Origin of the sequence: Haloferax larsenii (assembly GCF_024730625.1) — an archaeon.
Lineage (GTDB): Archaea > Halobacteriota > Halobacteria > Halobacteriales > Haloferacaceae > Haloferax > Haloferax larsenii.
In genome coordinates, this window is the sequence record NZ_CP078063.1 from 2,312,393 (window position 1) to 2,338,045 (window position 25,653).

Consider the following 25,653-nt stretch of genomic DNA (forward strand, 5'->3'; position numbering starts at 1 on the left):
ACGTCGTTTCAAGCTACTCGTCCTCAGCAAACACCAGATTCGAGTGCTTGTACGTGTAGAGCCTGATATTCTGGTCGTAGCAGTACGAGGCATACAGCGCCGGGTGAATCGTTTCCCAGTTCCCCGGACCTTCGTCGAGGCTGGACGGGAACGCCACGCTGACCGCTTCGCCTTCCATCTGCACACCGTACGCGCCCGTGTTCTGCTCCGGCGGTAGCACCTCCACGACGACCGCGACAGACGCGTCATCGTCGCCCTTCTTCTTCACGCGGTCGCCGGGCGAGAACGGATTCTCCGGCTTCTGGTTCATGTAGGCGGTGTTCGGACCGAGGTCGATGAGTTCGTTCATCGGCCGCGCTGCGAGGTGGTCCAGTTTCTCAGGTTCTTCGCCGGAATACTTCTCCTGCGACGCCGCTTTCGATTTCAGCGTCTCGGTGCGCTCCCAGCCGAGCATGATGAGACTGTCCTCTTTGTCTCGGCGCCAGACCATCACGATGATATCGTCATCTGGGTCGTTGTCGAGCAGTGTTTCGGGGAGGAACGCCGACACGTCGCGCGAGGTCTTTACGTCAACCTCGTAGCCGAATACTTCGAAGTCGTACGACGAGAAACTTTCAGGATTGCAGCGCCGCATCGCTTCTTCGTTCTTCCACTCCCAGAGGTCAACGGGGAGGTATTCACGGCAGAACTGCTCGAATGCGAGTTCTCCGAGGTTCCCGATTCGCTTTACGTCGAGGTTCTTTCGGTCTTGGACCTTCGCTTGGTGGTTGGCGCGTTCGTAGTCGATTTCCGAGGGGGTATAGCGGTACACTACAATCTCTCAGAGGTGTCAGATTTGACTTCCTTCGTCGACTAAGGCACGGTTGATATCTTCAATTGTGAGTCCATCAAGTCCCATCGAGATTTCTGCATTATTTGGTTTGATTGGTTCGTATGTCCAAATTCTGAGTAACTCGGGCTTGACATCATCTCTGGAATGGTATCTATCTCTCTCATTTTGGGCATCTTCAAGAGAGTCAAACTTTCCGAGCCTTGCGCGCCCATAGGTGAGTTCGTACATACACATAATAGTTGAATTATTGATTATAAATCTAGGTAGTCATTTCACGACAACGGTGAGTTCTGAATAAGCAACTCATGAAACTCTTTCCAGTCCTTGAACTGCTCTTGAAACAGGTCGCTCGGTAGATTCCACGTCCACGGCGCAGCATCATCCGGGCCGTACTTCTCTAACGTCGGTTCCAAATTAACCAGCGAACCACCGAAGAACTCACCATCAGGCGATTCTGAATCGGCGTCCAAGTCGCGGTAGAACGTCACTTCGTCCTGTTTCTCTTTGTGGAACGACAACGTCGAGAGTCACTTACTCGCACGAATCCACTTCGAGCAGGGTAGTGTATCCAAAAAGACGTGTTTCGAACCGGCGCTGCAGGATTGTGAACTACGCCCGAGAACCTGCGCTTCGCGCAGAACCTCGGTCTAGTTCAAATCCTTCGCGGAGATGATTCTCCGCTCACGTTGTTCGCGGAAGAATCATGGGCGCTGCAGGGGTTCCGGAACCGGGGTATATAAACTCCGTCCGGTATCGTGGTTGGGGAAATGACAGTCATCTTACCACGGGAGATGATTCCGGCGTTGTTCAGCGCGCTCGCGCTCGCCACGCTTGTCATAGTGTTTGTCAAGCACGTGGTCACTCGCGTCGAGGCGGTCAGACACCACTCGTCTTGGCACTTCCTCGCGTCGATAGAGGGTAACCACCCCCTTCCGAACGTCGTGGGGAGACCGCGAAGACGGGCACTTACTGACGTGATTCAGGTCCACCGCCTCGCAGGTGTCGAGGTCGCGGTTGTGTGGGCAGCCTTCATTAATCCAGCACGGGCGAGTCACCGAGTACACGTCTTGCCGAATCGCACTCGCCGACACGCGCCCGTGGTGCGTCGTCAGCAGCGGACGCCGGCCGAAGTCGTCTTTCGCGTCGACGCGCGGGCCGTCGATGTACGCCTGTAGCATCTCGGCAACCCGGTCAGAGACCGAGTTGTATCGCTCGCCCCTCTCGCCGTTCTTGATAGGCGTCCCCTGTTCGGGGCGGTGGACGTACCGAACAGTAGGCGTTCGACTGTCGAGTTCGAGGTCGCGCAGGTCGAGGCCACGAATCGCGCCCATGCGAGCACCAGTGTCCCACAGCAGAGCGAATTCGACGTGTTTCCGCGAGGCGTAGTGATAGCGATACAGGTAGTCGAGGATGGCCGTCGCCCGGTCCGGTTCGAGCGTCGAGTCACTCACGTCGTCGGTCCCCGAAATCTTCGGCAGGGCAACGCGCTCGTAGAAGTCCTCAGGTACAGCGTTCACGTTCGCGGCGAACCGGAGGAACGCACGGAGCGTCGTCAGCTGCGACTTGAGTGTGACCGGGGCGATTTCCTTCGGTTCTTCGCCGTCGTCGGCATCGAAGTTCCCTTCACGCCGCCATACCCGGAACCGATACAGGTCCCGACCGTTCAGGTCGTTCAGGTTGCCGACGTCGTTTTCTTCGCACCACTGGACGAACGCGGAGAGTCGATACTTGTGAGATTTGAGTGTCCAGTCTGCGAGTTCGTCCCGGCGAGCGTCCAGGTACATCTGGACGGCCAGCTCAGGTTCGAGAGGTTCGAGTTTTACGCTCATCGAACCACCTCCGGGGCCACACCACTTCCGGTCCATTCGCTACGCTTACAATCGGGGTGCGTGAATCTAATCATGGCTTCCACTGTGAGGCCGCGGTCCGGGTCGAGGGCGCTAACTTTGGTACGGTGAGCGCCCTCGAAGGGGACCGTCAGCCGGGTAAGCCGTTCGAGCCGTTCTCTTAAAGCACTGAGCCATGACCGCGGAGTGAAAGTGTACGCTTGAGCGAAAGTGATGGTTTTTTCTAGGAGTTCGCAGCCAATCGTCGGTCGTGGGGCTTCAATAGCCCGAGTCGTGTAGGCAAACATGCTTCCGTACCTTGATTACGGGAGCCACCGCGGGCCGGTGTGTCCGCACCGGGTCCGCTTCTGACGCCGACTGAACAACAGTCAACGTCGCGTGTAGCTTCCGATACCAACAGGACTGTAGGTGAGTGACTTAATACTTACCCACAGTTCTGAAGGTTTTAGATACAAATTAATACGAAGTTCGTAGTGATGAAAATAGATTTACTATATCAATGTAGTTGTAATCCATGCGCGTTCCTCTTGCCGACTGGATGACGCCTGCGGACAGGTCGATACTGGAGCGACTGCAGAACGAGGGGAACGACGAACTCGTTCTTACGCCAGCCCTGATTGCAGAGAACACCGATTACGCACGGACAACCGTACGCGAACACCTTGGGACCCTCCTTGAACACGAGCTGGTCGAGTACCACGACGAGGAGCGAGCAATTTACCGACTCTCTGAGAAAGGTCGCGCCTTTCTCGCCGGGGAGATCGACGCCGCCGAGTTAGAGAACAGCGAGTGAGCAAGCACCCACCACCCTTACCCGTAAAGGGGGCGGGTGGATGGGTGGGTTGCGTAGTGAGAATATTGAAACGTAGATAGTGGCAATTGACATTCAAATGGAGAAACTTGAAACACTACGTGACAAAATTGAGAACGAGATTGGACCGTCTATTTGGTCGCAATTAATAGATAAGTGGGGATGGGTTGAAGACAATATATTTTTGCTGGCCGTATTTGTTAGTATCCTACTTTTGTTCCCCCTATCACTATATACATCTGAAATAACGGAATATTCCTTTGAGACACTCCTTACTGGTGCAGGTTCGATTGGGTCTGTCGTACTCAGCTTTGTCCTTGTTGTATTATATTCTAAATTGTCAGGGATTCAAAAAACACAGACAAAAATACAACAAAGACAACAAGGACTGATGGAGTTCGAACAAATACCACGGATAATAGTCAATCGCTGGAAAGTCAACGACAATTCGATTCGCTTTGATCTAACAAATGTTGGGAAAGGAACTGCATCCAATATTGGGTATGTAGTCAAATTAGACAAGGTGAGAACAGTAGATTGGTCGAATTTAAGCAGAATCCATAGTGATGTGGGTTTCCACGACGTTGACCGCTTATTGAAATATTCAAGCGAAGAAATGAATAGGAACATACTAGTCCCGGAGGAGAGCGGGCAGTTTAGTTCAGAGATATATGTGAATACATCCCAATATTTCCCGAGTCGAGTAGAATATTTAGAGGCTCAAAATTCACTATTGGACGATCTAAAGGAGTCTGACAAATCATCAGATGCCTATAATTTGTTTAGAATTAGAGTTTTTGTCACATATTATTCTCCGATTGAATCAAACCTAGGGATAGAGTCCGAACCATCTGGAGGGCTACAGGTAAAGGCCGACAAACCATGGGAAGAAACATTGAGAATTCGTAATGTGATTGATATAGTAGTGGATGCAGAGCGGTACGAATCATTTGAAGAGGCAGTTACGTCTGATATCAGGGGTGGACTTGATACGAGTTTTAGTATCGTGCCAGAAAACTTCAGTGAAGAAAGGCAAGAAGAGCATAGATGGGGTGACACCATCTTATAAACTGCTCTGATATTCTTATTTCATTCTCTCAAGTAATTCGTGGAACTCCTCCCAGTCTTCGAACTGCTCCTGAAACAGGTCACTCGGTAGGTTCCACGCCCACGGCGCGGCGTCGTCCGGGTCGTACTTCTCTAACGTCGGTTCGAGGTTCACGAGCGAGCCGCCGAACAGCTCACCATCGGGCGAGTCTGAATCGGCGTCCCAGTCGCGGTAGAACGTCACTTCGTCCTGCGCCTCTTTATAGAACGACAGCGTCGAGAGTCGTTTCTGTTCTGGGTGGACGTCCTTCCCCGTGTGACTCACCACGCCGACCGATTCGACGCCGAGCTTCGAGAACCGCTTAATCGCGGGCGTCCACTGGGACGCCACTTCTCGGCTAAACGTCCGAGCGTCGAAGTGCGTCGAGCCTTCGTCGATAGTGACGGTCTTCGGTCGCTCGCGGTGGGTCAGCAGCACGTCCATCAGGTCGTACATCGACCGCACCACGATGTCCGCGCCGTCCCACGTCCCCACGTTCGAGATGACCAGCAGGTCATCACCGAAGTGCGCCCGCGCGAGGTCGCCGTTCAGCAGGAACATCGTATTCGTCTTTCCCGTGTTCGGGTTCCCCGCGCCGGTGATCGTCGTGAGACCACCGCCGTTTTCGAGTTCGTCGACGAGCCGCAGCGGGAGCGTCAGCGAACTGGCGTCGAGGTCCTGTTGAGTCACGCCGACGAGGTACGAAAGCGCGGTCGCGTGCGACGACTGGACCGCGCGGGTCGCGGCTTGGGTCCGAAGCGACGAATCGACGAGGCGACCGAGCGAGGTTTCTGCGAACGAGTCGGCCAGTTCGTCGTCCTCGGTGAGGTCGAGCGAGTTCAGGAACGACAGGTTCGCGTGGTCACCCTGCGAGACCGGCAGGCCCGCGTGGTCGAGCAGTCTGTGGTCGCCGTCGATGCGCCCGCGCACCTGTTCGTACAGCTTCGCCGCCGTCAGCAGTCGTTCGTCGGTCACGCGGACTCACCACCGTCAAGGGGATGCGGGCCGAACTCGCGGGTCGAACTGCCGTCGAGGTCGTGAGCGCAGTCGCGCCCATCTCCGTCACCGTCGGAGCGGTCAGGCGTGAGTTCGTCCGCGTCGTCCGTCTCGTCGTCCCGTGCGTGGTTCCGCACGAGGTACGCGGTCGCCAGCGGCAGCGCCGCCGAGATGAACAGGTGCGTGTTCGTCACCGGGTAGTACGACGCAGACACCGAACCGTCCTCGAGGAAGCGCATCGGCACGTCGAGCGCCCGCGGCGGTATCATCAGGATACCGAACCACAGGCCAGCGACGATGCCGACCGACAGCGAGAGGGCGATTATGTACTGTTCGCGCGTCGAGAGTTCGAGTTCGAGTTTCATTCTGATTCACCGTTGGCCGCGTGTTGCTTCCGTCGCTGGTCGAGGTCGGCCAGCGGGTCCGGTGCCGGGTCGCCGTCGCCTGGTGCCCACTCGGTCGGGTCTTCGTCGAAGATGGAATCCGAGCCGTCCAGGTCGAAGTCTTCGAGCACGCTATCAATCTCCGAGTGAAGCGCCTCGCCGTCGTCCGGGAGCGCGCCTTTCTCGAACGTCCGCACGACGTGTTTCACGGTCTTGACCGCCGCCGCTCGGACGATAGCGAAGGAGTTGATTTCGAGCGATTCGCCTTTCCGGGCCTTCGGTTCCAACTGCTTGCGGTTGTACCGGAGGTATTCGAGCGCCCGCGCCAGCACCGGGTCCGGCAGTGAGCCGACCCACGTCCCGGCGACTTCCCGCGCGTCGAGGTCGACGCCGCGGCCAAACGCGAGGTTCGGCGTCGCCCACCACAGCTGTCCATCGACGACTGTCCACTCGGACCACCGCGGCGTCGGGCAGGTGTAGACACCCGCGCCGTCGCGGTCGAGCAGGTCGACGTCGACGAGCCACATCATCTGCGGGCCGCCCATCAGGTCGACGGCCTGCCCGCCGACCCAGCGTCCGGCGATGACCGCCGAGAGGCCACCTGTGAGGCCGATGATTTGCAGCGAGCGCGGTATGTGGACGTCGAAGACGAGGACGAGGCCGACGAGCAGCAGGCCGCCAGCGACCGCGAGGTGAACGCCGTAGCGCATCACCCACACGAACGCTGTTACGAGTCGCCCGGCTTCTGGGTCCGGTGCGACCGTCGTCGAGGCCGCCGACATGTCCGGTTCTTCGGGAGTATCGCGCTCAGACGCAGCTCCGCTTTCAGGAGTTTCGTCAGTCATGCGACACGCTCCATGCCTCTGTGGAGGCCGAACCGTCGCCGCACGATTATCAGGAGCGCACCGAACGAGGTTCCGAGCGCCCCGCCGATTGCTGCGTCTCGCACGTCCTTGCCGGTGAACGGACCGGAGATAAGCGATGAACCATCCTCGAACCGGATTTCGGTGTACTTGTTGTTCGAGATGCTGGTTGAGGTGGTCAACGTAACGTGCGGTTCAGGTGAGGTAATTCGAATCGTCGAACGTCCTTCCGGAACGGAGCGACGAACGATATTCCCCGAGGCAACGCCAGCCGACGTCGAGCCGGTCGGCGCGGTCACCGTCACCAACCGCGGAGCGTCCGCCTCAAGTGTGATGATAGCGGTACCATCTCGGTATTCCGCGTCGACGATGCGCAGCAGTGGGTCACCGGCCACGTCGCCGAAGTAGGTCGTTTCGTTCGACGACTCCGAAGCCGTGGACGGAGCCGCGGCTGTCGTCGTCTCTGTCGGAGCAGACGCGGTCGCGGTTGAGTCCTCTTGTGCGACGACCGAACTGGGAGCGACGAGCAGCAGAGCGATGCAACTGATGAGTATGATGGTGAGTGTTCGGGTCATACGGGTAGGGGTTGGGGGAGTTAGAAACGCTACAGCAGGCTATCGAACCAGCCCGACCAGTCGGGTACCCCGAGCAGGTCGAGCACAAAGTCCGATGCCATCCCGAGCACGTCGACGCCGACAAGCTGCAGAGCACCAGCAACGACGAGTAGACCAACAGCAGGTCCAATCGGGATTAGTTTCAGGACGAAAGTCAGCATGTCACTTTCTCCCCTCCCGTTGAATCAGCAGTACCGCAGCAGCACCGACGAGAAGCGCGCCACCGAGGAGTTTCGTGTTAATACCCCCCGACGAACTACCACCAGACGCCTGCGTCTCGTAGTAGTTACGCAGCTCTTGCAGTTGGTCGATTTGAGACTGCAACGCGGTCGCGTTGGTGTCCTCGTAGACGTATTTGTGGATAGTCGTCGTGTTCAACGACTCACCAGTGGCGGCGTTTGTTGCTTCATTGATGGTGAAGTGGGTCCCGTGGGTTGAGAGGTCCGTCATGTACGAGGAATTGTTCACGTCCGACGGCGAGACGACAAAGTAGAACGTCCCGTTGAAGGACGACATGTTGTAAGTCGTGTTAGTGTCCCATCCGGCAGGGGCATCGTCACCGGAGTAGAACAGCGTCCCGTCGAACGTAACGTTTGAAGCACCACCACTCACTGTGAGGTTGTGCGACGTGTTGAGCGAACCTTCAGCCCCAATCGCAGCCAACTGAACCGCGGCGTACGAGTAGTAGCCCGTACTGTTGAGGTCCGTGGAGGCTTCGGCGGCGATAACACTCGGGTCGAGCATCGCAAGCTCCGTCGAGTTGATGTCCCCGGCCTGATACTCGGCGTAGTACCCGTCTGCGACCGGACCCATGTTACTTTTAACCTGCGAGGCTTGCGCGTCGAGGTCGTCGATGACGGCAGCGATTCGGTTTCGGTCGAGCACATGCGGGAGGTTCGAAGTGTTGTTTGGGTCCTCGATGGCGATTGCGTCCAACATGGCTAACGTGGATACGTCAACGTCGTTCTCGTCAGGTGCCCAAAGCGCATCTTCACCGCTGTTGAACGTCCCGTGGTCGTGAATGACGTAGCGAACCGACACGTTCGACCCATTCATCAAGGTGTAGTTCGCCCAACCACGTCCTTGGTCGGCTGCATCGCCACCGAATCCGAGTTCTCGGTAATCGGAGTTCATCGACGATGTAGCGCCGCCGTAGTGTCCTGAGTGGTACGGATAGACGTTAAGCGACGTGTTCGTGAGGTACTCAGCCTGGAGCGTCTTCTGGTTCCAGTCGGCGATGATGTTTCGCTCGATTTGCGAGTAGTAGTCCTCAACAGTCTCGTTCGCGTTGTTCTTCGCTTGTGAGACGTTGGTTCCGTTGTTGATGTCGTTGATGAGCGATATCTTCGCCTTCGTATAGGCGACCGTCCGGGTGTCTTCAACGAAATTCTCAGTCTGCGTCAGGTACGAGTCTGACGAGTCTTTGAGCGCGAGGCCGTTCGCGTAGGCGTCCGTAGCCGTCAGGTTCTCCACGTCGGTCTGACCACCGGACTCCCAACGGCAGCCCGAGTCAGCACCTATGATGGTGTTGTAAGCTGCCCCTACGAGAGGGTCAGTGATGGAACACTCGACCCACTCAGCGGAAGCGGTACCAACTGGAGAGACGCCCGGCACGACACCACTGGTTGCGGCGGTCGTGACGAGCAGGCCGACGCCAGCGAGCGCAGCGCCCTTTTGCACGAAGCTCCTCACACGGTCCGACCGTGGCCCGAGGTCGAGGTCGAGAATCGACAACCGGACGCCGAATGCGAGTATCGCAACAACAGCAACGGCGAGCGCTGCACCCACGTCATCATAAACGAAACCGAGGTACACCGCGCCTGAGGTCGAGGTGACTCCGAGGTACGTGAGGATGGAGCCGAGGTTCATCAGAGACCACCTGCGATGAACTGGGAGACCCCGGCAAACAGAGCCGCGGAGTACCCGAGTGCCGCGACTGCTTGGGACTTAGTCAGCCGAAAATTGTACGTCATGGTCAGGTTACCTCACAGCGACTGCCCAACCGACGATGGTGATGACGAAGGCGATTTGAGCGCCTAACGGGTCACCGAGGCCGAGCATGAAGTCCTTGAACTCAGTCACGTACTGCCACCCGAGAACCGAAGCAAGGGTAGCGACGATGAAACCAGCCTCCCACATCTCGTAGTGTTCGAGAGACTTCGTCTCGCTGGACATGAACGCCAGCAGGTAGACAGCAACACTACCGAGTGTCGCGTGTTCGGTCGTGAGCGTGTAGTTCGACAGCCACGTCAGCGTGATGTCCGAGACGCCGCCGAAGGCGTACAGGCCAGTCGCAACGAACACGACCGACAGCATCGCCGGAATCGTCCGCAGCATCGCGTAGTCCGATGCGAGGCCGCTCAGACCGTTCGAGTATCTGGACGCCATTATTCGCCCCTCACGTCGAAGACGTGGTACTCGCGTTCTTCCGTCTCGCCGTCGTCGGTCTCGTACTCGTAGGTGCGCGTCTCGTCGATCTTCTTGACCGCGAGCCAGCTGCCGTTGCCGAGGCCCTTCTTGTCGATGGTCCGGCGAATCTGGCCGTTCGACCAGAACTTCACTCGGTCACCGAGGTCGCCGCCGCGGGCGAGGTGAATCACGTCGTTTTCGTTCGGTCCCACGTCGCGGTCGATGTCGACGATAACGCCGATGACCGGCTCGTCTACTTCGAACTTGATTTCCTCTACTCCGTCGTCGTAGTCGTCTTCGACTTCCGTTTCTTCGAAGTCGTCGAACGACATTGGTTCAGACGCCATTACAACTAGACTACTCCGTTAGTAGGTACTAGTCGTACCTACCAGCCGTGTGAAAGTGGAATCACCGGACAGTAGGTGCCTACATCACCCCCACACGTCTGCTACCGGCGGGGGTTTCTCGCCGCCGACATCGGGGTATTCGGGCTGGCCGCCCGAAGCAACGTAATCTTCGACGTGTTCGAGATTCGTAGCCGTCGCGTCCGCTGTCGGCATATCCCAGTAGGCGTAGCAACCCAAGTAGTCGATATGGCAGTAGAAATCGGCGCTCTCCGGGAGCGTCGATTCTACGCCTGGAGTCACCACGTCGTCGAGGTCGAGGTCATCGACTGTCGCGCCATCGCACGCGAGATGGAGAGAGTCGATAGAGAGCTCTCGAACGGCGTGCCGAACATCCGGGTCTTGCAGGTGTTCGGGTCTCTCTATCGCTTTCTCGATGTCCCGCGAGATGGACCAGAATCGCCTACCGGTCGCCCAGTAGAGGCCGAGTTTCCACGTCGCCGCCTTGTCCGCGTACGAATCCGACTCTTTCGCATCCTCGAACGACTCGGAGGCTTCGAGCAGGGAACCGAAGGTGGCCGAGAGGTACTTTCCGAGGTACGCGCCAGCCGTCCGGCTTTGCATCTGTTCGTCGCCGTCCTCGCCGCTCTCGTCGTCGTAAAACTCGATGAGGTCGTGAGACCTCGCGTTCTTCGCTATCCACTCTTCGCCGTGGTCGTGGTCGCCGTAGCGGTACCAGTCCACGAACCCTTTCGAAACCGGTACTTCGAACTCGTCGCCGTCGTCGTCGACGAGCGTTTTGGTGCCGAAGTTCCCGACTTCGTCGAGGTCATCCCGAAACACGAGCGGGTAGAGGTCGACGATTTGGCCCTGACCGTAGTCCTTCCACTTCCGTTCTAGCTCCGCTTTGTCTATCAGGAACGGCATCCCGTCGCTCTCGCGGGTCGGTACGTCGAACATCAGGACGTGCAGGTGCGCGTAGCCCTTCTCGGTGAACTCCAGAGCTTTCAGATACGGTGGCCGGTAGCGAGGTCGCCCGGTCACCTTGCCGTCGAGCGCCGGTGACCAGCTGGGAACGCCGTCCTTCCTGGTGTCGTCTTTCGTCGACGGGTCGGAGTCGAAGTACGAGAGGAGCCGATTGAAGTTCGGGTTTATCGACGAGATACCGTCGTACAGCGAGCGTGGGTCAGGTCGAGTCGGGTCGTCGTACGTGCCGGGGTCCGTCGTCAGCGTCATCAAGACAGCGTTGTCGTACTTCTCGTAGGCGTGTTCGAGCGCGCTGTTGTAGCGCGCCCACGTCTTTCGGAGCCGTCCCTGGGAGTTGAAGCGGGTGTTGTACTGTTTCGTCATCCGGCGGGTGGTGTCGCCGCCGCGTCGCCCGCAGAAGTGGACGTCGAACAGCAGTTGGTAGTTCTCGATGCGCTTCAGATACCGATGTAAAGAGTCTTCCAGCAGGTCCCGACCCCAGTCATCGACCTTATTCGCGGTTCTCAGGTAGTTTTCGCAGAAATGGCGGTCGTACAGCAGGTCGTCGTTTTCCCCGGTTGTTTGAGTAATGCCTTCTGATATCAAGTCAAGTAGGCGAATTGTCGGGGTGACCATCGTCATGCCGTCAGACTGGCGTTTTTCGATGAGTTGGGGGTCGTGCCCGTCGAGGTCGTTCAGGAACCGGTAGACGAACTGGTAGTCCGGGTCGCTCCCGTCGAACCGCTCACACTGCCCGATGTACTGACCCTTGATGCACTCAGAGACGAGCGTCGGCAGATAAATCCCCTCTGGCGAGGTCGAGATGCGCTTTACTAGTCGTACGCGGTCGCGGTCGCGCCCGCGAAGTTCGAGGTCGTCGTCCGGGTCTGCCGGGTCGTACCCGTAGGCCAGCAGGCCGAGGTCGCCCAGGTAGTCCACCAAGTGGGTATCTTTACATCGGTCTGGGCGGAGCCGAGAGCCCCATACGTCCGCGATTTCGGACGATGAGCGTTTTCCGACGCTCATTCGTCTCTCCGAGAAATCGCACGCGCGGCTGGTGAGTCGTGAGCGCCGGGGGCGCGAGTGCCCGCGTTACTCACGCGAACCCCCGTCTGTGCGGATGAAATCGCTCAGACGGCACTGGGCCTTACCGCCACTCGTTTTCGGCCGGCGGCCGCCGGCCTCATGCGGACCGGCTTCCGGGTCAGGGGCAAGCCCCTGCTTCCGGCCGCTCCGGGCGGACTGGGACCCGCCCTCCGCTGTTCCGGTCCTTGCGGTGGTTTCTGCAGCCAGTTGGTGTGCCCACAGGAGCGAGGTGAGTCGGTGGTCCCGAATCTCGTCCTCGATGGCGGGGATGCGTGCGCAGTCTTTGCACTCGCGCATCTTCGCGGCGCGCTCAGCGTGGTCGACGAGACACCAGGCTTTGCAGCTGCCGCAGACGTAGCGGACGTACCGCCACAGATGTCTCTGGGGGCTGGTTTGAGACATCTTTCACGCCTCCTCCTTGGCTTCGAATTTCGACAGACGGCGGAGACCCGTTTCAGGAAACCTGTGGAAATACTTTTTCGGGTCGTTTTGAGAAATCGCCGAACCTGCCGATTTCGACGAGGAACAGCCTTCGCTCGCCGTTTTAATTTCGGCTCCGAAGAACGTTAATTTCGGATGGGCGCTGCAGGATTTGAACCCGCGACACAACCTTTTGTTCGCCGCTTCCAGCGTCTCACAAAACCTTGACCAAAAGGAGCAAGAAGCCAAGTCATCACATCGCGGACACGAAGCGCAATCTCACCCAGTCGGACCCGGTTCCACGGAGCCAACCAATGAGCAACGATACTCCGTGGCAAGACAGAGGCATCGACCCGGACAACCCCTACGCACAACCACACCCGACCATTCCCCTAGAGCCGATGACCCCGCAGGAGGGCTACGAGATTCATATGGCCCGAGTGCGCGAGGAGAACGCAGCGTGGACAGAGGGCTCGCACAAGAGCCGAATCAAATGGTGGCTACAGTGGTGTGAGCAGGAGGGCATCGACAACCTGAACGACGTAACGGGCAGAGACATCATCCGGTATCGAGACTGGCGAAGGTTTCAGAATGGGAAGAATCCTGAGAACGTACCAATCGCCCGCCCGACACTGAAGACCGCTATAGACACCCTTCGGGTGTACCTCAGACACTGCGCGGAGGCGAACGGCGTCCACCCGCTCCTCCCCGAACAGATAGACCCGCCGACGTTGAGTAAGGGAGACCACGCTCGGGACGTGATGCTATCTGCCGACCGCGCAGAGGACGTACTGGAGTACCTACGAAAGTACGAGTACTGCTCACTTGAACACGTGTGCGTGGAACTACTATGGCACACCGGGATGCGAATGGGAGGAGTTCGGTCCATCGACCTCGATGACCTCCATCTTGGGGAGACACCCTACATCGAACTGCACCACCGTCCAGAGAGCGATACGCCCCTGAAGAACAAGTCCAACGGCGAACGCCCGGTAGCCATCTCCGATGGGGTTGCCCGACTGCTCCGCGACTGGCGCGACACACAACGCCGTGACGTAGAAGACGAGTACGGGCGCGAACCACTACTGACGACCGTCCACGGACGCATCAGCCGCACGACCATCCGCAACTACGTTTACTGGGCCAGCCGCCCCTGTCTCACGGACGACTGCCCGCACGACGAAGACCCGAAGACCTGCACAGCGAACCAGAACAAGCAGAGTGCCTTCAAATGCCCGGGGAGCGTTAGTCCACACGCTATCCGTCGCGGGGCCATCACGCACTGGTTGGATAAGGACTGGCGTCGCGACCACGTGAGTGAGAGGGCTAATGTGTCGGAGAAGGTCATCGAAGAACACTACGACGAGAGAGAAGACCTGCGGAAGATGGAGCAGCGGAGGCAGTTCTTGGACGACATCTAATCAGCCCTCGGACCAGAGGACTCTATTTTTGAGGAGAATGAAAGGCACTACTGGACTGACCGGCTGTTGTTGAGGATGGTTAGGTAGCAGGTGGCCAGTCCAATCTAAGATACGAGATTACCAATCAAAAGAGCGCCTATCTTGCGCCGTACGTTCCGACCAGCACCCGAGGAGTGAGGAGACGTAGGGATGGGCGGGGTTACTACAAGATATGTCGATACGCAGCCGAGCGAGAGTGTACAAGTGAAGATGTGTATGTGTATGCCGATGTGTGTACACACACATTCAGAGGATGTTTGCTACAACATCTGTCGATTAAGTCACGTCTGAGGGAGGTAGTAGGGATGTGTGTATACACACAGTAGTGTGTGTATATGTATAGTGTATGTTGTATAGTTAGTTGTAGGGAAGTGCCACAAAAACCGTAGCAAGCCGATTAATCGGTACTCTCCTCGTCCCCGTCCGCCTCGGAATACTCCTCCCATTCCGCCTCAAACGCTTCCTCCTCCTCGGGGAGCATCTGAGTCAGGTACTCTGCTGCCTCGTCGTCAGTCATCGTCAGTACGTCAATGTCTGCATCGTTGAGTGCGGCGTGGAGGCGGTCTCCATTCTCCCAGTTCTGACCGTCGTAGTAGTGCAGGTCGATAGCATCTACGATGGCCATCACTTTGACCGTCGGCACTTGTACGTCCGACCGTTTTACAGCCGCCTCTCGCTCCTCCGGCGGAATCTGGATAAGTTTTTCGAGGAGGTTGCGGACGGACTCGTAGTCGTTCTCGACAGCCTCGTCAATCTGCTCCAGTCGCTTCTCCAGTTCGTCGATTTCGGAGTGGAGTTCATCGATTTCAGCCTCCTTCTCCGTGATTTTCGCCTTCTTCTCTGCAATTTGCCGATTGAGCCGTTCCTTATTGCCTGTGCGTCGGAGTCGGTGGTCCTCTACTGCTTCCTGAAGGAGTTTGGAGAGATTTATCTCGTTCTTGTGCTTCTGGTAGTATTCCTCTTGAGCGTCTTTTAGACGGGTGTTGTGGCGGTTGTCACTCATGTCTCATCACGGGCGGAGTCACCCTCATCGTCATCGTCGTCGCGAGTCATCCGGGCGCGGCGCTCGTCGTACTCGATGTCGTCCAGCGCGGCCAGCGTCGCGGCTGCCTTCCGCTGCTTCTCGTCAATCCGCTGCAGGTACGTATGGACCGTACTGATGCGGATGTCCATCGCTGTTGCGATGGAACGGGTGTTCAGCGTCTTCTGCATCTGTTCAAGGACCTCTTGCTCTCGTGGGGAGAGCATCGTATCTGATTGTCCCATACCTTACACTTAGGGAGATGCCCTATTAGTGTTGCTACGATAAGGGTAGCATCTACAATTACAGTAGCAACTGCCGAGGAAAAGTCTGAAGAAAGGTCACCGGGGGCGCTTACTGGTCGTATATCTGCGTGTACTCGGCTACGAGGTCGGTGTAGGCTCCCTCGAAGCACATCTCCCAGACGCCTGCATACGACCGAGCGAAGAACGCACGCTCGCGGTCGGAACCAGTGAGAGATGTGTAGGTCTCGAAGTCGATGTCGTCGGCGTACTCGGTGGCATCGCGGAACTTCGCCGCCATCGCTTTGAGCCGGGGCATCAGTTTGCTGGGTGGCCTCTCGTATTCTTCATCGAGTTGTGCCCACGTCGTACAATCAAGGTTGACGATGGCCGCCATCAGTTCGCGCTCGTCGTCTGTGAGTCGCCATTCGGCGTTCCAGCGGATTTGTCGGGTCGATACGTCGTCGTTGCTGTCGTTGGATTCTGTCATAGTTCTCTTGCTATCACGCCCCGTTCGTCGCTTGTTCTTCCTCGATGAGCGTCTCGACGGCCCGCCGGTACGACGGGTCCTCAACGGCACGAATCAACCACATCGCGGGCTTGTAGGTGTGCGACCTCTCACTCTCCCGAGTGAGCAGCCCGTCTTCCTCGGCAGCGTGGAGAACGCCCCGGGCAACAGGTCGGGATACGTCCGCGCGGTCCTGCACGTCGGTCGCCGTGATTGATTCCTGTTCGCGAAGTGCGTCGATGACGACGAGCCACGCTCGGTCGCGGACGGTCGTCTCACTCATCTCTATCACTGCCGTCAAGCGTGATGATGACGAGGTAGTGGACCGTGTTCCCGTTCGCGCAGGAACGGTGAAGGTTGACGCTCCCCACGGAAACGGTTGCCCGGACTTCCTCGTAGTGGGCTCGGGCGGCCTTCGAATCGTTCTGGAATGAGCCTGCGTAGACCTTGGTGTAGGTTACTTCGTCACCGTCGATGACTCGGCTGCAGTCGTGGGCGACGGTCGGCTCTTCGACGCCGATTGCGTTCAGTTCCGATACGACTTGGTTCGTTGTTGTGGTTGACATAGGTTGTCTCACCTCCATCGGGTTTTAAGACGTGACAGAGACCGTCTGAAGCCCGTGCGAGGAATCGAACCTCGCTGCGCCGTCACGGGTTAGTCCTCCTTACGCAGGATGAGCGGGTATCCTGCAGCGGAGACATCACCGTATTCGCCGTTGGCGACCTCGCTTACTGCAGGCGTGTAGATTTCCCCGACAACAGGCCGCCAGTCTTCCTCTGGGACGTTGAGTTCCGCCAAGGTCCAGTAGTTCGCGATGACGTAGTAGGCGTCGTCGTCCTCGTGGACGAGCGTCGTCGATTCGATATTGAGGATGTCGTCGTGATAGCCAGCCAGTTCGTGCTGGATGTCGGCGTCGATGGCATCGAGGTCGCGCCCACCGTCGGTCATCAGGATGCCGTTGTCGTCGGCGGCCACCCAGATGTTGTCGGCGTCCGACTCGGGTTCGTCCGCAACATCTGCGACCATCCCGTGGCGACGCTTGACGCCGCCTTCCTCGGAGTCGTAGACGATGACGCCGATATTGTAACAGCCTGTGCAGCGGAAGCAGAGTCCGTTCTCTCCGTGTTCGGGTGCGTTCCACGTCTTCATCCACGCCGTCAGACTCGTATCGAATTCGGAGCCGCAGTCGTCACAGACGTAGCCGTCGGTAGGGTGGTTGGTTGTCGATTCGCACTTGTCGGAAGTCTTGTCTGACTTCATACATCTATAGAAGAATGGGTAGTATAAATACTTACCCCCAAAAGGGAACAAATAATGGCTTTTTAACGATGTGAAGAAGAAATAGAGCCTATACGTGCGTGCGAAGAGTTAGACAAGACCCGCAGACGCCATCAGGACGGCGGCGACTCGAACTCGTCGATAGTCTCCCACGGAATCAGGATGCCTTCTTCGGTCTCCTCACCGATGTCACGGATGTAGTCCGCAACGGCTGCGTACTCGTTGACTTCGTAGCGGTCGCCATCTCGGGTAAGCGTCCCGGCATCGACCATCGTGGCCAGCACGACCTGCGCGGTCTCCTCGTCTACCTCTGCTTGCTCCGCTATCCACTCTACTGTGCGTGACCCGGACATCGACTCCGCGATGGTGTGGACTCGTTCTTCGGGGGTGGAGACCTCGGTCCAGTCGTCGGGCATATCTCCGATGACGGTCGATTAAGTAAAAAGAGCGCCTGCCTCAGGCGAGCCCAGACATCATCCACTCGGCGGAGAAGGCTTTTGGTATGCTGTCGAATAGTAAGACAATATGGTAGAATGGAATTTGGGCTGCTCAGTCGGCTTTGGGCTCTTCACAGGACCGTACATCGAGTGTGGCCCATCGGCGTCGAAGAACATCACAGAGAGGAGTTCGCCGTCAGGAACATCCGACCTATGTCCTCCATCAGGGCACCGAACGCAGACCGGGAATGAACCGACCATCGAGACGACTGGAATGACGACAAGCGAGTGGGTCCATCACCAAGAGCAGGTGAGGGAATACGAGAAGATGGAAGAGATACGAAACCAGCCGATAGTAGAGTTCGACGGCGAGTTCAACTGGGACTAGACGAGCCCGGCAGCCTGCATCTCTCGACCAATAGTTTCGGGTGTCGGCTTCGTCAGGTAGGGCTCGATGGCCTCGTACGAGGACCACCCACCGATTTCCATCATCACCCGCACGGGCACGTCCTTCTCTACGAGGTGATGCGTTGCCCACGACCGGCGAAGGTCGTGACTGGAGACGGAGAGCCAACGTTCATTCCCCGTTTCCTCATACATCTCTTCGGCGGATTCCTTGACCCAACGCCGAATCGTAGATTCGGATGCATCGACATACGGTTCGTCATCTGCGATGTCTCGTTCCTCTGCGTAGATGTCCAGCATATCTTTGACCCGTCGGGGGAGGTATGCGTCTCGGATGGTCTTCTCACCGCCCTTTGTGTTCTTCCCTCGAATCTCGATTTGCCAGTAATCACCATCGTTGTTGTACGTCACTCCGTCTGGCCGAGCCGATGCCACTCCAGAAACACGGCATCCAACGAAACCCATCAGTTTCATCGCGATGTCGCGCTCCCAGTCGGTTCTGCGAGCGGCAGTCGCGAGGTCATCAACCTCATCGGGGTAGTCAAGCCAGCACTTCGTCCGCTTTCCTGAGTCGTCAATGCGAACCATAAGCGAGTTATTAGAACTAAACGCTCAAATATCTATCTACTATCTGACAAATTCTAGGCGCTTGTTCACGAAAATGGGCGAATATCGGGGTTTCAGCGAGGCTCGACCATCCAACACAATCGAGTTGTGGGACAAGTCGATTAGGAGGTGTGTCGGGAACACTCGATATAGACGTAGAACCGACGATGACCCCCACATCCACGGCACTCACCCTACTTTCGCCCATCATAGCGAGAGAAACGGTGTTCCAGTACACAGTATTACGCCAGAATACGACACCGGGTTACCATCGAACCAATGCGAAAATTCATGTCTTCTGGAATCAGGTCCATGTCATGGGCGAAGAACGTAGCCAAATATGGTCAACCGTAACTACCCACTTGTTCGACAATGAGACCATCACCATCGAGGACCTCGATGACTACGAGGAAGACGAAGTGCGCTCCGTCCTCGATTTTATGGAAGATAACGACTACGTGCAACAACTATCAGACAACGAATGGTACGTCGGGCCGATGATGCAAAATTTGCGCAACAACCTCTAACGAGGTTACGTCCTCAAATGTCGTACATTTCACCCGCGCGGACAGCCAACAACCCCATTAACTCGAAATCACGACGAATTACTCCTCGTGGTTGCTCAGACGATACGTGAGTAGAGCGAGGAGACCTAAGATACTCGCAGTGGCATCTAATGCGGCTGCAACATCCGATACTTGTGGCTGAAGGAATCGGGCGGCCAAGGCGAACCCAATGGCAGTCACCACGATTTGGTACGATAAGAGTTCGAGTAGAGCGGGCAGTTTAAAAGAGGAGATGCGCATTAGTCCATCACCTCTAAAATCATTGAAACTAGTGCAAGAACCGTCATCGCCACTATAATCCACGGTAGACTTCTGAAGAGCAAGAAAACATCACTGAATGGACCATCAAGCAGGTCCTCAGGGAAAAGTGAGAAGAAGTGAAAGAGATAGAGCGAAAGAAAAGCCGCGACTATTAACTGAATAATCGCGGTGACTGATTCTAGTTCGTCGGACATTCTCGATATTCTGGATTGGGAAGGACACCTACTTCAAGATTTACTTCAAGTCAGATGGACTCGTCTAGCCCCAGTTTCGATAATCCGACGAATACCAACACTAGCAGCGGTGGAACAGCAATCAGTGGAAGCCACCACGGGAGGACTGCCGCTTTCACCATTGCTTCTGCGCCAAACTCTCCGCCAGAAAAGAGATAGATGAGTGCGGCTGTTGCGAATGGTACGTAGACCACTATGAACACCATCTGCTTCACGAACTTCTTAAAGGTCATCTCAGAAACCACCTGAATCTAGCATCTCGAAGACGACATAGGCTGCTCCCACTGCACCGGGGACAACTAACAATAGTGCCTGCCACCCATACTGAGTCAAGACCGCCCACGCAGCATAAAACGGGTCTCCCGGTTGAGGTGCGAGGCCGACGCTCACGACCGACGTGATGAACGTGCCGACCACGATAAGGACGAGAATCCCTCCGAGGAGGGCTTTCAGATACTCGAAGAATCCAGTCATCGCGCGGACCTCAATAATCCCAGAATATAGAACGAAAATCCCCCAAGCAGGGTCGCTGCAAGAACGATTACGTCTGCGAGGTCTACTCGTAGTTGCGCTCCCTCCTCTGCTAAGGGTCCTTCAACAGGGGGGAGTGCGCCCAGAATTGCAATCCCGAGAAAGGCGAGAATGAAGATGATGATGGCGTTGACCACCTGTGTCTGGGCACTCATCATTCTACTGTACTATCTCAAGGATTATAGTCACTACTCTAGAAGCATCTGGCCACTTAGTTGCCGTACTCGTGGAGGAGAAATGCAACGAGCAGGGCGAGCCCGGACACGACCGCGCCCACCATCACATCCATCGGTACACGTCGTCGGTCGCTCCTCTTGACGGGACGGTCCATATCTGACCGGCTTTGAGACCAACGAAAAGGATGCCTGACGCCCAGAGAGGGAACATTCCGACCGTTATCAAGAAGAGGCTATTCACTCGTGACCACCTGCTCGCGCAATCTGGGCACACTCCAGACAGTAGTATTTAATTCCGTTTGCTGTTCGCATCATCGTCCATTCGTCATCAAGGAGGTCGCGGGTGCAGTCTCGGTCAGACTGGCATATCATCTCGCACCACGAGTACTGCTACTATCACTCATTAAAGTGACAGATGAATGGCTATTGCAAAGGTTTGCTGTTGATACGGAGAATCACAGCGTTTCCTGCAATTGAAAAGGTGAGATATGAGCCGACGTAAGCGTCAGTAAACGTCCCCAAGACACTCGGCGTCGCAGAATGACACTTGCTCAACTCGGGCTCCGGTCTCGTCATACTCTGCAATCTCTAACCGGGCTCCGTCGGTATCGATGGCCGAACCGCACGCTTCGCACTCGGTCGTTGTCGCGGTCGCCTCGTCAAACGGGTTACCTGATTTCCCCATACCTCTGACCGTCAAGGTACTGGGGGATAGTTATTGTCATATAGTTTACTATATGCCCGTGCGATTTTTAGAGCGGAAACGTGCGGTCAGCCCGGGGCGAAAGTGGACGCAAAAGATGTTCAAGATGTTCAACAAGGCGTTCAACGACGATTCAACTGGACAGAACCATCAGTCCGAGGAACGTCGCGGGGATAGTCGCGAGCGCGAGTTCAGGAGCCCAGATACCCGCCAGAGCGGAAATGACGCCTGCAAGCATTCCGCCGATGGGGACCGAGACGACGATTGCGCCAATTGCTCGCAATATCATCGCGACCCACCGGGGGAGACCCGAATTAGCGTCTTAGCGTAGATTTCGTTGCACTCAGGGCAGGTGAATACCTCATCACCGTGGTTGAGGAGAAGTGTATCGCAGTTACCGCACTGTTCGTGGCTAATCGTTGCCATATGACAGATTTACGATAAAAGACTGCTTAGGTGCTTCGCCGCCGCGATTCACTCGTCGTCTTCGTCGTCATCGAAGACTGGCCACGTCTCGATGTGTTCGATAGACTCAGCACGGACGCCGACGAGCCGGACGTTCTCAGGGACGTTCATACCTGAAGTATTGATTTACTGACGCAAATGTGTATCGCAGTCACAGGTCCCTGAGAAACTGATTAGGCGGAGAAAACGTCAGCGAACGAGTCCAAATCGGCTTGGCCACTCATCGGACGGCGAATTGCTCGTAGAATATCGCTTCTGAACGTACTTCCATTTGCTTCGAGGTCGCCACCGAGCCGGAACTGGAGGTCTTGGACGTGAACGTCGCCTACGGCGACATCGAAATCGGTTTGGAGGTCTTCAGGATAGATGAGGAAGGCATTCTCCGTACCGTAGTACTCGGCGTAGGCGACTACTTGCGCGATGTCATCAGTGTCCGGGCGAGTCCGCTCTTTGTACTTTGTGTCGGCCACGGCGACGACGTTCCCGTTGTATTTGATAACGAGGTCGATGTCGAACTGAATACTCGGAGACTCGTGGATGGTGACAGTTTTTTGCGACTGAACCTCGTACGACTGGGGAACGTGTTCTTTCAACCAACGAGCAACGAATCTTTCGTACAGCCGTGGCATATCGACGCTGAAGGGACGCATCTCTTGTTCGCCCATCTCCCGGGTCGGGCCACTGTTATCCAGCAACAGGTAGCAGAGCGAGTGCATAAACTCGTAGTCGCTGTTGAGCCGCCGATACGTGCGTCCGGTGCAGTCGTTCGCGGTAAACTCTTGGAGCGTAGCGATTTCCCTCAGTGAACGCACTGCACGTCGAACCTGCTTACGAGTCTCTTCCCGCAGCAACCCGCTGGAGAGGACCTTCCACAGCGTCCAGAGCAGAATTTGGTTGTCCTCGATGTCGGCGGTGAGGTCGCGGTACGTCTGGTGAACCTCAGGCTTCCACGGCTCACGGACGGTCTTCTGGAGGTCAATTTTACCTCTCACGAACGACGACTCCTCCTGCTTCTCGACGTACTCCTTGTGGAACCCCTGATTACTCCGTCGTTCCACGTTCTTCGCGAGGATGGATGCAACCCGGTCGAAGAATCCCTCAATGCTGTCGGCGTCGTAGACGCCTTCTAGAAACTCGGCGGACTCCAAGTCGTAGGCGTACTCCAACATCCCAAAGATATTGCTGAGGGAGACCTTGGGCTCCAGAACAAGCGTCCACCCATCATCGAGCAAGACTCGTCCTGCATACCCGTCGTTCTTGAGTACCCATTTACCGTCGGTCTTCGGAGACGGCCACTCAACATTGACCTGCTCGCCGTACTGCTCGTAGATAGTTTCGAGTACGTGGTCAGGGAGTTCGCCTAAGTCGTACTCCTTGGGGTCGTATTCGGGCAGTTCAATGGTCTTCTCTTCCTCGCTCATACCTACGGTCTCACATCGTCTTTGACGGCATCCCATCGATACTCGTCCACGACCTCATCCTCATCGAAGAAGTACTCCTCAAGGTAGGGTTCAATCTCCATCACCCAGATGTCCTCGATGTATTCGTCCAGTTTGGACTCTAAGAAGTACGTAATCCCGAGATAGAAGTCCTCGTCACCGATGGCTTCCTCGTTGATTTCCTTGAGAGTCTCGATGAGCCCGTCCACGTCGTGCCCGGTGTCATCGTGGAAGGTCCGCAGCACGTCGTAATCGGGACCAATCTCTATCATCGCAAAGCGACGGCGGAGAGCATAGTCTACGAGCGCGATGGAGCGGTCGGCGGTGTTCATCGTCCCGAGGACGTAGATGTTCTCGGGGACGCTGAATTCGCGGTCAGACTGCGGGAGCGGAATCTCCTTGCCTCGGTATTCCAGCAGATGCATCAACTCGCCAAAGACAGCGGAGACCTCGGCACGGTTGAGTTCGTCGATGATGAGGACGTAGTTACCGTCCGAATTCCGTGCTTCATCGCAGAACTCCACGAAGCGACCTTTCTTCGTCGGGTACTTCAACGTGTCATCAGCGTCATCGTACTCTGGCCGAATCCCCTCGATGAACTCCTCGTAGGAGTACGACGGGTGGAACTGGATTGTCGTGACGTTATCGCTCGTCCCGGTGAGGATTTCCGCGATACGCTCGGCGTTGTAGGTCTTTCCAGTGCCCGGAGGACCGTAGAAGATAGCCTGTCCCTTGCGGCGGATGGCTCGTATCCACCGTTCGATGTCCTCCTCATCCACGCCGCTTTCCTCCGCGAACTGCTCGATGTCGTCTTCGACCACCGAACTGGAGGCAAACCCGAGGTCTTGGTCTTGGAGGGCGCGGACCTTGTTCTTCGAACGGAGCGAACTGCGCGGGTCGGGGGATGATGGTTCGAATTCAGCCATGTTGAGCAGCCTCGAATGGGGAGTCGTAGTCGAAATCCACGCTTCGGAAGAGGTGGTTGTACACCTCGGTCGGCTCGCCCTCGTCGTCCACCAGACCGAACTCCTCACGGAAGATTCGCACGTAGTGGTCTATCGACGGCTCACCTTCATCCAGTTCTATCGCAAAGTCGCGATAGAGGAAACCTGCAAGCGGTTCGACGGGGACCTCGCGCTCTAACATCTCCTCGAACGCAATCTCGTGGTGATTATCTTTGAGCGTCCACCAGCGGTCAGCGTATCTCCCTCCATAGTCCACGACCGAGGAGAAAGGGAGGTCATCACGGATAGATGACGTGGAGTAGGACCCGCCAACGTTGTCGTTGAACCAGAAGTCCTCCCGGTCATCAAGGTCAGTCGTATCGAACGGGACTAAGTACGGATACCCGTCGTCACGCACCTTGAAGAAGGCATCAAAGAAGCCCTCGTAATCGAAGAACAAATCGTCAGTCTTCCCTTCGACCTCGGCTGTTCGTAACATCCCGAGGTAGCCTCCGAAGTGGCGGTGGATTTTCTCCTCCGCCAAATCCCACATACATCCCTCCACAGCATCGGGATGCAGCACGTATTGGGCCATATAAATGCCCACAAAATGTGGATACTTAACCTTGCTGTACACTCGCTCCGAGGGACATCTGAATCTCCTCGGGCGGGTCAAGGTCTACGCCGACCGTTGAGAAGCCCATATTCGCGGCGGCGTCAAGGGATGTACCCGTTCCGCAGAATGGGTCCATCATCACACCGGGGCGGGTCGGAGCGTCGCAATCACACTCGCTCCAGCCCGATGTTTCCTTCTTAGCAAATGTGAACTCGCGGAAGTAGCCGCCCAAAACCTCCTTTGCCTCCTCAGCAAGTTCTTGGACTTCCTCGGCATTCCGACCTGTACCATCCTGAATCTCACGAGCCTTCCCTGCATCAGAGATGCCGTAGGACTGAATCGCGCGGATGTGTTCCTTCGTCAGGTCCGACTGCTCGTATATCTCCATCGCACGCTTCGCCTGTGACCGGCTCTCGTCAAGTTTGTCCGTCCGCCGCAGTTCACGAGTACGTGGCTCCCCGCACTCCGTACAGACAGCAGGCGGACAACCGAGCGTGACGGCTCGCTCAACGAGTTCGCTGGGGAATGGTGCAAGGTGGCCGCCCGTATTCCGCTCGAAGCCGACGTTCCACACGTCGCTCGGATTCGCGCCGTTGTATCCGTACTTGTGTGAATACCCGTGCTGGTCGTAGTAGTAGTCGTTATTTTGCGTAAAGTGGAAGATAGGCTCGTGACGGTTCGCAAGCCGATTCTTTGCGGGGTCGGGCATCCCGCTCTCTTTCACCCATTGAATCTCGTTGCGGACGAGCCAGCCGTCCTCCCGGGCTGCTTCCGCGACCTTCCACGGAATACCTGTCAGAGACCGTTTCTCATACGTGTCACCGATATTGAAGAAGATGGAGCCGTGGTCGGTCAGGACTCGCCGCCATTCATCGAGGGTCTCGATAATAACTTCGACGTACTCTTCCGGCGTCTCCTCCTGTCCAATTTGGTCCTCAAAGCCGTAGTCTCGCTTTTGCCAATAAGGAGGCGAAGTAACGATGAAGTCCACCGTGTTGTCCTCCAGAGGGAGGTCCCGAGCGTCTGCTTCGTGAGTCTCGTGCGTCGGAGACCTATCAGGAGTGGGGTACTTCAGCGACTCATCAGTCATTGTTATGGACGAT

The 25,653-nt window shown here is 56.7% G+C and carries 35 protein-coding genes; 5 read left to right on the plus strand and 30 right to left on the minus strand.

The window, feature by feature from the left end; all coding sequences use genetic code 11:
* Positions 1 to 13 precede the first annotated feature (13 nt).
* The 4 genes from KU306_RS12055 to KU306_RS12070 form a co-directional block, all read right to left on the minus strand.
* Entirely contained in the window at positions 14 to 811 is a 798-nt protein-coding gene (locus KU306_RS12055) for a DUF7961 domain-containing protein (protein ID WP_258302050.1), read from the minus strand.
* Positions 812 to 829: 18 nt separating this feature from the next.
* A complete protein-coding gene (locus tag KU306_RS12060) occupies positions 830 to 1,060 on the minus strand; it encodes a hypothetical protein (RefSeq protein WP_258302051.1) in 231 nt (76 codons plus the stop codon).
* A 44-nt stretch (positions 1,061 to 1,104) separates the two neighbouring features.
* Complete coding sequence (locus tag KU306_RS12065; RefSeq protein WP_258302052.1) at positions 1,105 to 1,350, minus strand: hypothetical protein; 246 nt, start codon at positions 1,348 to 1,350, stop codon at positions 1,105 to 1,107.
* A 261-nt stretch (positions 1,351 to 1,611) separates the two neighbouring features.
* A complete protein-coding gene (locus KU306_RS12070) occupies positions 1,612 to 2,661 on the minus strand; it encodes a tyrosine-type recombinase/integrase (protein ID WP_258302053.1) in 1,050 nt (349 codons plus the stop codon).
* A 532-nt stretch (positions 2,662 to 3,193) separates the two neighbouring features.
* Here KU306_RS12070 and KU306_RS12075 point away from each other — a divergent pair.
* The gene (locus tag KU306_RS12075; RefSeq protein WP_258302054.1) at positions 3,194 to 3,472 is read left to right on the plus strand and encodes a winged helix-turn-helix domain-containing protein; all 279 of its coding nucleotides are present in this window, start codon (positions 3,194 to 3,196) and stop codon (positions 3,470 to 3,472) included.
* Between the two features lie 97 nt (positions 3,473 to 3,569).
* Positions 3,570 to 4,559: a hypothetical protein gene (locus KU306_RS12080; protein ID WP_258302055.1), complete on the plus strand. Its 990-nt coding sequence runs from the start codon at positions 3,570 to 3,572 to the stop codon at positions 4,557 to 4,559.
* 15 nt (positions 4,560 to 4,574) lie between these two features.
* Here KU306_RS12080 and KU306_RS12085 read toward each other — a convergent pair whose 3' ends face one another.
* The 10 genes from KU306_RS12085 to KU306_RS12130 form a co-directional block, all read right to left on the minus strand.
* Positions 4,575 to 5,552: a hypothetical protein gene (locus tag KU306_RS12085; protein WP_258302056.1), complete on the minus strand. Its 978-nt coding sequence runs from the start codon at positions 5,550 to 5,552 to the stop codon at positions 4,575 to 4,577.
* Entirely contained in the window at positions 5,549 to 5,938 is a 390-nt protein-coding gene (locus KU306_RS12090) for a hypothetical protein (RefSeq protein ID WP_115860436.1), read from the minus strand. Before KU306_RS12090 ends, KU306_RS12085 begins: the two co-directional genes overlap by 4 nt.
* Entirely contained in the window at positions 5,935 to 6,801 is an 867-nt protein-coding gene (locus KU306_RS12095) for a DUF8125 domain-containing protein (RefSeq protein WP_258302057.1), read from the minus strand. Before KU306_RS12095 ends, KU306_RS12090 begins: the two co-directional genes overlap by 4 nt.
* Entirely contained in the window at positions 6,798 to 7,394 is a 597-nt protein-coding gene (locus KU306_RS12100; RefSeq protein WP_258302058.1) for a DUF8063 family protein, read from the minus strand. Before KU306_RS12100 ends, KU306_RS12095 begins: the two co-directional genes overlap by 4 nt.
* A gap of 29 nt (positions 7,395 to 7,423) precedes the next feature.
* Entirely contained in the window at positions 7,424 to 7,594 is a 171-nt protein-coding gene (locus KU306_RS12105) for a hypothetical protein (protein WP_258302059.1), read from the minus strand.
* 1 nt (position 7,595) lies between these two features.
* Positions 7,596 to 9,302 (minus strand): Env/VP5 family phage fusion protein, encoded by a 1,707-nt coding sequence (locus KU306_RS12110; RefSeq protein ID WP_258302060.1) that lies wholly within the window; start codon positions 9,300 to 9,302, stop codon positions 7,596 to 7,598.
* 111 nt (positions 9,303 to 9,413) lie between these two features.
* Complete coding sequence (locus KU306_RS12115) at positions 9,414 to 9,821, minus strand: DUF8023 family protein (protein ID WP_258302061.1); 408 nt, start codon at positions 9,819 to 9,821, stop codon at positions 9,414 to 9,416.
* Complete coding sequence (locus KU306_RS12120) at positions 9,821 to 10,189, minus strand: hypothetical protein (protein WP_258302062.1); 369 nt, start codon at positions 10,187 to 10,189, stop codon at positions 9,821 to 9,823. The genes KU306_RS12115 and KU306_RS12120 overlap by 1 nt, the downstream gene beginning before the upstream one ends.
* Positions 10,190 to 10,273: 84 nt before the next feature.
* On the minus strand, positions 10,274 to 12,091 hold the full coding sequence (locus KU306_RS12125) for a DUF8148 domain-containing protein (RefSeq protein WP_258302063.1): 1,818 nt from the start codon (positions 12,089 to 12,091) through the stop codon (positions 10,274 to 10,276).
* A gap of 153 nt (positions 12,092 to 12,244) precedes the next feature.
* Complete coding sequence (locus KU306_RS12130) at positions 12,245 to 12,640, minus strand: hypothetical protein (RefSeq protein WP_258302064.1); 396 nt, start codon at positions 12,638 to 12,640, stop codon at positions 12,245 to 12,247.
* A gap of 332 nt (positions 12,641 to 12,972) precedes the next feature.
* Between KU306_RS12130 and KU306_RS12135 the strand changes: the two genes are divergently transcribed.
* Positions 12,973 to 14,079 carry a tyrosine-type recombinase/integrase gene (locus KU306_RS12135; RefSeq protein ID WP_258302065.1) on the plus strand — a complete coding sequence of 369 codons (1,107 nt, stop codon included), beginning with the start codon at positions 12,973 to 12,975 and terminating at the stop codon, positions 14,077 to 14,079.
* A gap of 436 nt (positions 14,080 to 14,515) precedes the next feature.
* Here KU306_RS12135 and KU306_RS12140 read toward each other — a convergent pair whose 3' ends face one another.
* The 7 genes from KU306_RS12140 to KU306_RS12170 all read right to left on the minus strand — a co-directional run bounded on the left by KU306_RS12140 (position 14,516) and on the right by KU306_RS12170 (position 17,584).
* Positions 14,516 to 15,121 carry a hypothetical protein gene (locus KU306_RS12140; protein ID WP_258302066.1) on the minus strand — a complete coding sequence of 202 codons (606 nt, stop codon included), beginning with the start codon at positions 15,119 to 15,121 and terminating at the stop codon, positions 14,516 to 14,518.
* Positions 15,118 to 15,384, minus strand: coding sequence for a LuxR C-terminal-related transcriptional regulator (locus KU306_RS12145; protein ID WP_258302067.1), 267 nt, complete (start codon positions 15,382 to 15,384; stop codon positions 15,118 to 15,120). Before KU306_RS12145 ends, KU306_RS12140 begins: the two co-directional genes overlap by 4 nt.
* A gap of 109 nt (positions 15,385 to 15,493) precedes the next feature.
* Entirely contained in the window at positions 15,494 to 15,871 is a 378-nt protein-coding gene (locus KU306_RS12150) for a hypothetical protein (protein WP_258302068.1), read from the minus strand.
* 13 nt (positions 15,872 to 15,884) lie between these two features.
* On the minus strand, positions 15,885 to 16,172 hold the full coding sequence (locus KU306_RS12155) for a hypothetical protein (RefSeq protein ID WP_258302069.1): 288 nt from the start codon (positions 16,170 to 16,172) through the stop codon (positions 15,885 to 15,887).
* Positions 16,165 to 16,455 (minus strand): hypothetical protein, encoded by a 291-nt coding sequence (locus KU306_RS12160; protein ID WP_258302070.1) that lies wholly within the window; start codon positions 16,453 to 16,455, stop codon positions 16,165 to 16,167. Before KU306_RS12160 ends, KU306_RS12155 begins: the two co-directional genes overlap by 8 nt.
* Before the next feature lie 89 nt (positions 16,456 to 16,544).
* The gene (locus KU306_RS12165; RefSeq protein ID WP_258302071.1) at positions 16,545 to 17,150 is read right to left on the minus strand and encodes a hypothetical protein; all 606 of its coding nucleotides are present in this window, start codon (positions 17,148 to 17,150) and stop codon (positions 16,545 to 16,547) included.
* Positions 17,151 to 17,281: 131 nt separating this feature from the next.
* On the minus strand, positions 17,282 to 17,584 hold the full coding sequence (locus KU306_RS12170) for a DUF7342 family protein (protein ID WP_258302072.1): 303 nt from the start codon (positions 17,582 to 17,584) through the stop codon (positions 17,282 to 17,284).
* A 109-nt stretch (positions 17,585 to 17,693) separates the two neighbouring features.
* Between KU306_RS12170 and KU306_RS12175 the strand changes: the two genes are divergently transcribed.
* Complete coding sequence (locus tag KU306_RS12175; RefSeq protein WP_258302073.1) at positions 17,694 to 17,993, plus strand: hypothetical protein; 300 nt, start codon at positions 17,694 to 17,696, stop codon at positions 17,991 to 17,993.
* Here the strand turns inward: KU306_RS12175 and KU306_RS12180 are convergent.
* Positions 17,990 to 18,598 carry a site-specific integrase gene (locus KU306_RS12180; RefSeq protein ID WP_258302074.1) on the minus strand — a complete coding sequence of 203 codons (609 nt, stop codon included), beginning with the start codon at positions 18,596 to 18,598 and terminating at the stop codon, positions 17,990 to 17,992. The genes KU306_RS12175 and KU306_RS12180 overlap by 4 nt on opposite strands.
* Before the next feature lie 149 nt (positions 18,599 to 18,747).
* Between KU306_RS12180 and KU306_RS12185 the strand changes: the two genes are divergently transcribed.
* The gene (locus tag KU306_RS12185; RefSeq protein ID WP_258302075.1) at positions 18,748 to 19,143 is read left to right on the plus strand and encodes a hypothetical protein; all 396 of its coding nucleotides are present in this window, start codon (positions 18,748 to 18,750) and stop codon (positions 19,141 to 19,143) included.
* Between the two features lie 544 nt (positions 19,144 to 19,687).
* On the opposite strand, the gene KU306_RS12190 is transcribed toward KU306_RS12185, so the two are convergent.
* The 8 genes from KU306_RS12190 to KU306_RS12220 form a co-directional block, all read right to left on the minus strand.
* Positions 19,688 to 19,909 carry a hypothetical protein gene (locus KU306_RS12190; RefSeq protein WP_258302076.1) on the minus strand — a complete coding sequence of 74 codons (222 nt, stop codon included), beginning with the start codon at positions 19,907 to 19,909 and terminating at the stop codon, positions 19,688 to 19,690.
* 1 nt (position 19,910) lies between these two features.
* Positions 19,911 to 20,150 carry a hypothetical protein gene (locus tag KU306_RS12195; protein WP_258302077.1) on the minus strand — a complete coding sequence of 80 codons (240 nt, stop codon included), beginning with the start codon at positions 20,148 to 20,150 and terminating at the stop codon, positions 19,911 to 19,913.
* Positions 20,151 to 20,888: 738 nt separating this feature from the next.
* Positions 20,889 to 21,068: a DUF7576 family protein gene (locus KU306_RS19065; RefSeq protein WP_425499526.1), complete on the minus strand. Its 180-nt coding sequence runs from the start codon at positions 21,066 to 21,068 to the stop codon at positions 20,889 to 20,891.
* 151 nt (positions 21,069 to 21,219) lie between these two features.
* Positions 21,220 to 21,375 (minus strand): hypothetical protein, encoded by a 156-nt coding sequence (locus KU306_RS12200; protein ID WP_258302078.1) that lies wholly within the window; start codon positions 21,373 to 21,375, stop codon positions 21,220 to 21,222.
* A 349-nt stretch (positions 21,376 to 21,724) separates the two neighbouring features.
* Positions 21,725 to 22,972, minus strand: a complete 1,248-nt coding sequence (locus KU306_RS12205; RefSeq protein WP_258302079.1) for an McrC family protein — start codon at positions 22,970 to 22,972, stop codon at positions 21,725 to 21,727.
* Between the two features lie 2 nt (positions 22,973 to 22,974).
* Positions 22,975 to 23,916, minus strand: a complete 942-nt coding sequence (locus KU306_RS12210; RefSeq protein WP_258302080.1) for an McrB family protein — start codon at positions 23,914 to 23,916, stop codon at positions 22,975 to 22,977.
* Positions 23,909 to 24,529, minus strand: coding sequence for a hypothetical protein (locus KU306_RS12215; protein ID WP_258302081.1), 621 nt, complete (start codon positions 24,527 to 24,529; stop codon positions 23,909 to 23,911). Before KU306_RS12215 ends, KU306_RS12210 begins: the two co-directional genes overlap by 8 nt.
* A gap of 25 nt (positions 24,530 to 24,554) precedes the next feature.
* Entirely contained in the window at positions 24,555 to 25,640 is a 1,086-nt protein-coding gene (locus KU306_RS12220) for a DNA methyltransferase (protein ID WP_258302082.1), read from the minus strand.
* Positions 25,641 to 25,653 lie beyond the last annotated feature (13 nt).

Bases quoted from the DNA above. Each gene is read 5' to 3' on its own strand.
- KU306_RS12060 (WP_258302051.1), bottom strand. From the start codon at position 1,060: ATGTACGAACTCACCTATGGGCGCGCAAGGCTCGGAAAGTTTGACTCT.
- KU306_RS12070 (WP_258302053.1), bottom strand. From the start codon at position 2,661: ATGAGCGTAAAACTCGAACCTCTCGAACCTGAGCTGGCCGTCCAGATG.
- KU306_RS12075 (WP_258302054.1), top strand. From the start codon at position 3,194: ATGCGCGTTCCTCTTGCCGACTGGATGACGCCTGCGGACAGGTCGATA.
- KU306_RS12080 (WP_258302055.1), top strand. From the start codon at position 3,570: ATGGAGAAACTTGAAACACTACGTGACAAAATTGAGAACGAGATTGGA.
- KU306_RS12090 (WP_115860436.1), bottom strand. From the start codon at position 5,938: ATGAAACTCGAACTCGAACTCTCGACGCGCGAACAGTACATAATCGCC.
- KU306_RS12095 (WP_258302057.1), bottom strand. From the start codon at position 6,801: ATGACTGACGAAACTCCTGAAAGCGGAGCTGCGTCTGAGCGCGATACT.
- KU306_RS12100 (WP_258302058.1), bottom strand. From the start codon at position 7,394: ATGACCCGAACACTCACCATCATACTCATCAGTTGCATCGCTCTGCTG.
- KU306_RS12105 (WP_258302059.1), bottom strand. From the start codon at position 7,594: ATGCTGACTTTCGTCCTGAAACTAATCCCGATTGGACCTGCTGTTGGT.
- KU306_RS12110 (WP_258302060.1), bottom strand. From the start codon at position 9,302: ATGAACCTCGGCTCCATCCTCACGTACCTCGGAGTCACCTCGACCTCA.
- KU306_RS12115 (WP_258302061.1), bottom strand. From the start codon at position 9,821: ATGGCGTCCAGATACTCGAACGGTCTGAGCGGCCTCGCATCGGACTAC.
- KU306_RS12120 (WP_258302062.1), bottom strand. From the start codon at position 10,189: ATGGCGTCTGAACCAATGTCGTTCGACGACTTCGAAGAAACGGAAGTC.
- KU306_RS12130 (WP_258302064.1), bottom strand. From the start codon at position 12,640: ATGTCTCAAACCAGCCCCCAGAGACATCTGTGGCGGTACGTCCGCTAC.
- KU306_RS12135 (WP_258302065.1), top strand. From the start codon at position 12,973: ATGAGCAACGATACTCCGTGGCAAGACAGAGGCATCGACCCGGACAAC.
- KU306_RS12140 (WP_258302066.1), bottom strand. From the start codon at position 15,121: ATGAGTGACAACCGCCACAACACCCGTCTAAAAGACGCTCAAGAGGAA.
- KU306_RS12145 (WP_258302067.1), bottom strand. From the start codon at position 15,384: ATGGGACAATCAGATACGATGCTCTCCCCACGAGAGCAAGAGGTCCTT.
- KU306_RS12150 (WP_258302068.1), bottom strand. From the start codon at position 15,871: ATGACAGAATCCAACGACAGCAACGACGACGTATCGACCCGACAAATC.
- KU306_RS12155 (WP_258302069.1), bottom strand. From the start codon at position 16,172: ATGAGTGAGACGACCGTCCGCGACCGAGCGTGGCTCGTCGTCATCGAC.
- KU306_RS12160 (WP_258302070.1), bottom strand. From the start codon at position 16,455: ATGTCAACCACAACAACGAACCAAGTCGTATCGGAACTGAACGCAATC.
- KU306_RS12165 (WP_258302071.1), bottom strand. From the start codon at position 17,150: ATGAAGTCAGACAAGACTTCCGACAAGTGCGAATCGACAACCAACCAC.
- KU306_RS12170 (WP_258302072.1), bottom strand. From the start codon at position 17,584: ATGCCCGACGACTGGACCGAGGTCTCCACCCCCGAAGAACGAGTCCAC.
- KU306_RS12175 (WP_258302073.1), top strand. From the start codon at position 17,694: ATGGTAGAATGGAATTTGGGCTGCTCAGTCGGCTTTGGGCTCTTCACA.
- KU306_RS12180 (WP_258302074.1), bottom strand. From the start codon at position 18,598: ATGGTTCGCATTGACGACTCAGGAAAGCGGACGAAGTGCTGGCTTGAC.
- KU306_RS12190 (WP_258302076.1), bottom strand. From the start codon at position 19,909: ATGACCTTTAAGAAGTTCGTGAAGCAGATGGTGTTCATAGTGGTCTAC.
- KU306_RS12195 (WP_258302077.1), bottom strand. From the start codon at position 20,150: ATGACTGGATTCTTCGAGTATCTGAAAGCCCTCCTCGGAGGGATTCTC.
- KU306_RS19065 (WP_425499526.1), bottom strand. From the start codon at position 21,068: ATGGGGAAATCAGGTAACCCGTTTGACGAGGCGACCGCGACAACGACC.
- KU306_RS12200 (WP_258302078.1), bottom strand. From the start codon at position 21,375: ATGATATTGCGAGCAATTGGCGCAATCGTCGTCTCGGTCCCCATCGGC.
- KU306_RS12205 (WP_258302079.1), bottom strand. From the start codon at position 22,972: ATGAGCGAGGAAGAGAAGACCATTGAACTGCCCGAATACGACCCCAAG.
- KU306_RS12210 (WP_258302080.1), bottom strand. From the start codon at position 23,916: ATGGCTGAATTCGAACCATCATCCCCCGACCCGCGCAGTTCGCTCCGT.
- KU306_RS12215 (WP_258302081.1), bottom strand. From the start codon at position 24,529: ATGGCCCAATACGTGCTGCATCCCGATGCTGTGGAGGGATGTATGTGG.
- KU306_RS12220 (WP_258302082.1), bottom strand. From the start codon at position 25,640: ATGACTGATGAGTCGCTGAAGTACCCCACTCCTGATAGGTCTCCGACG.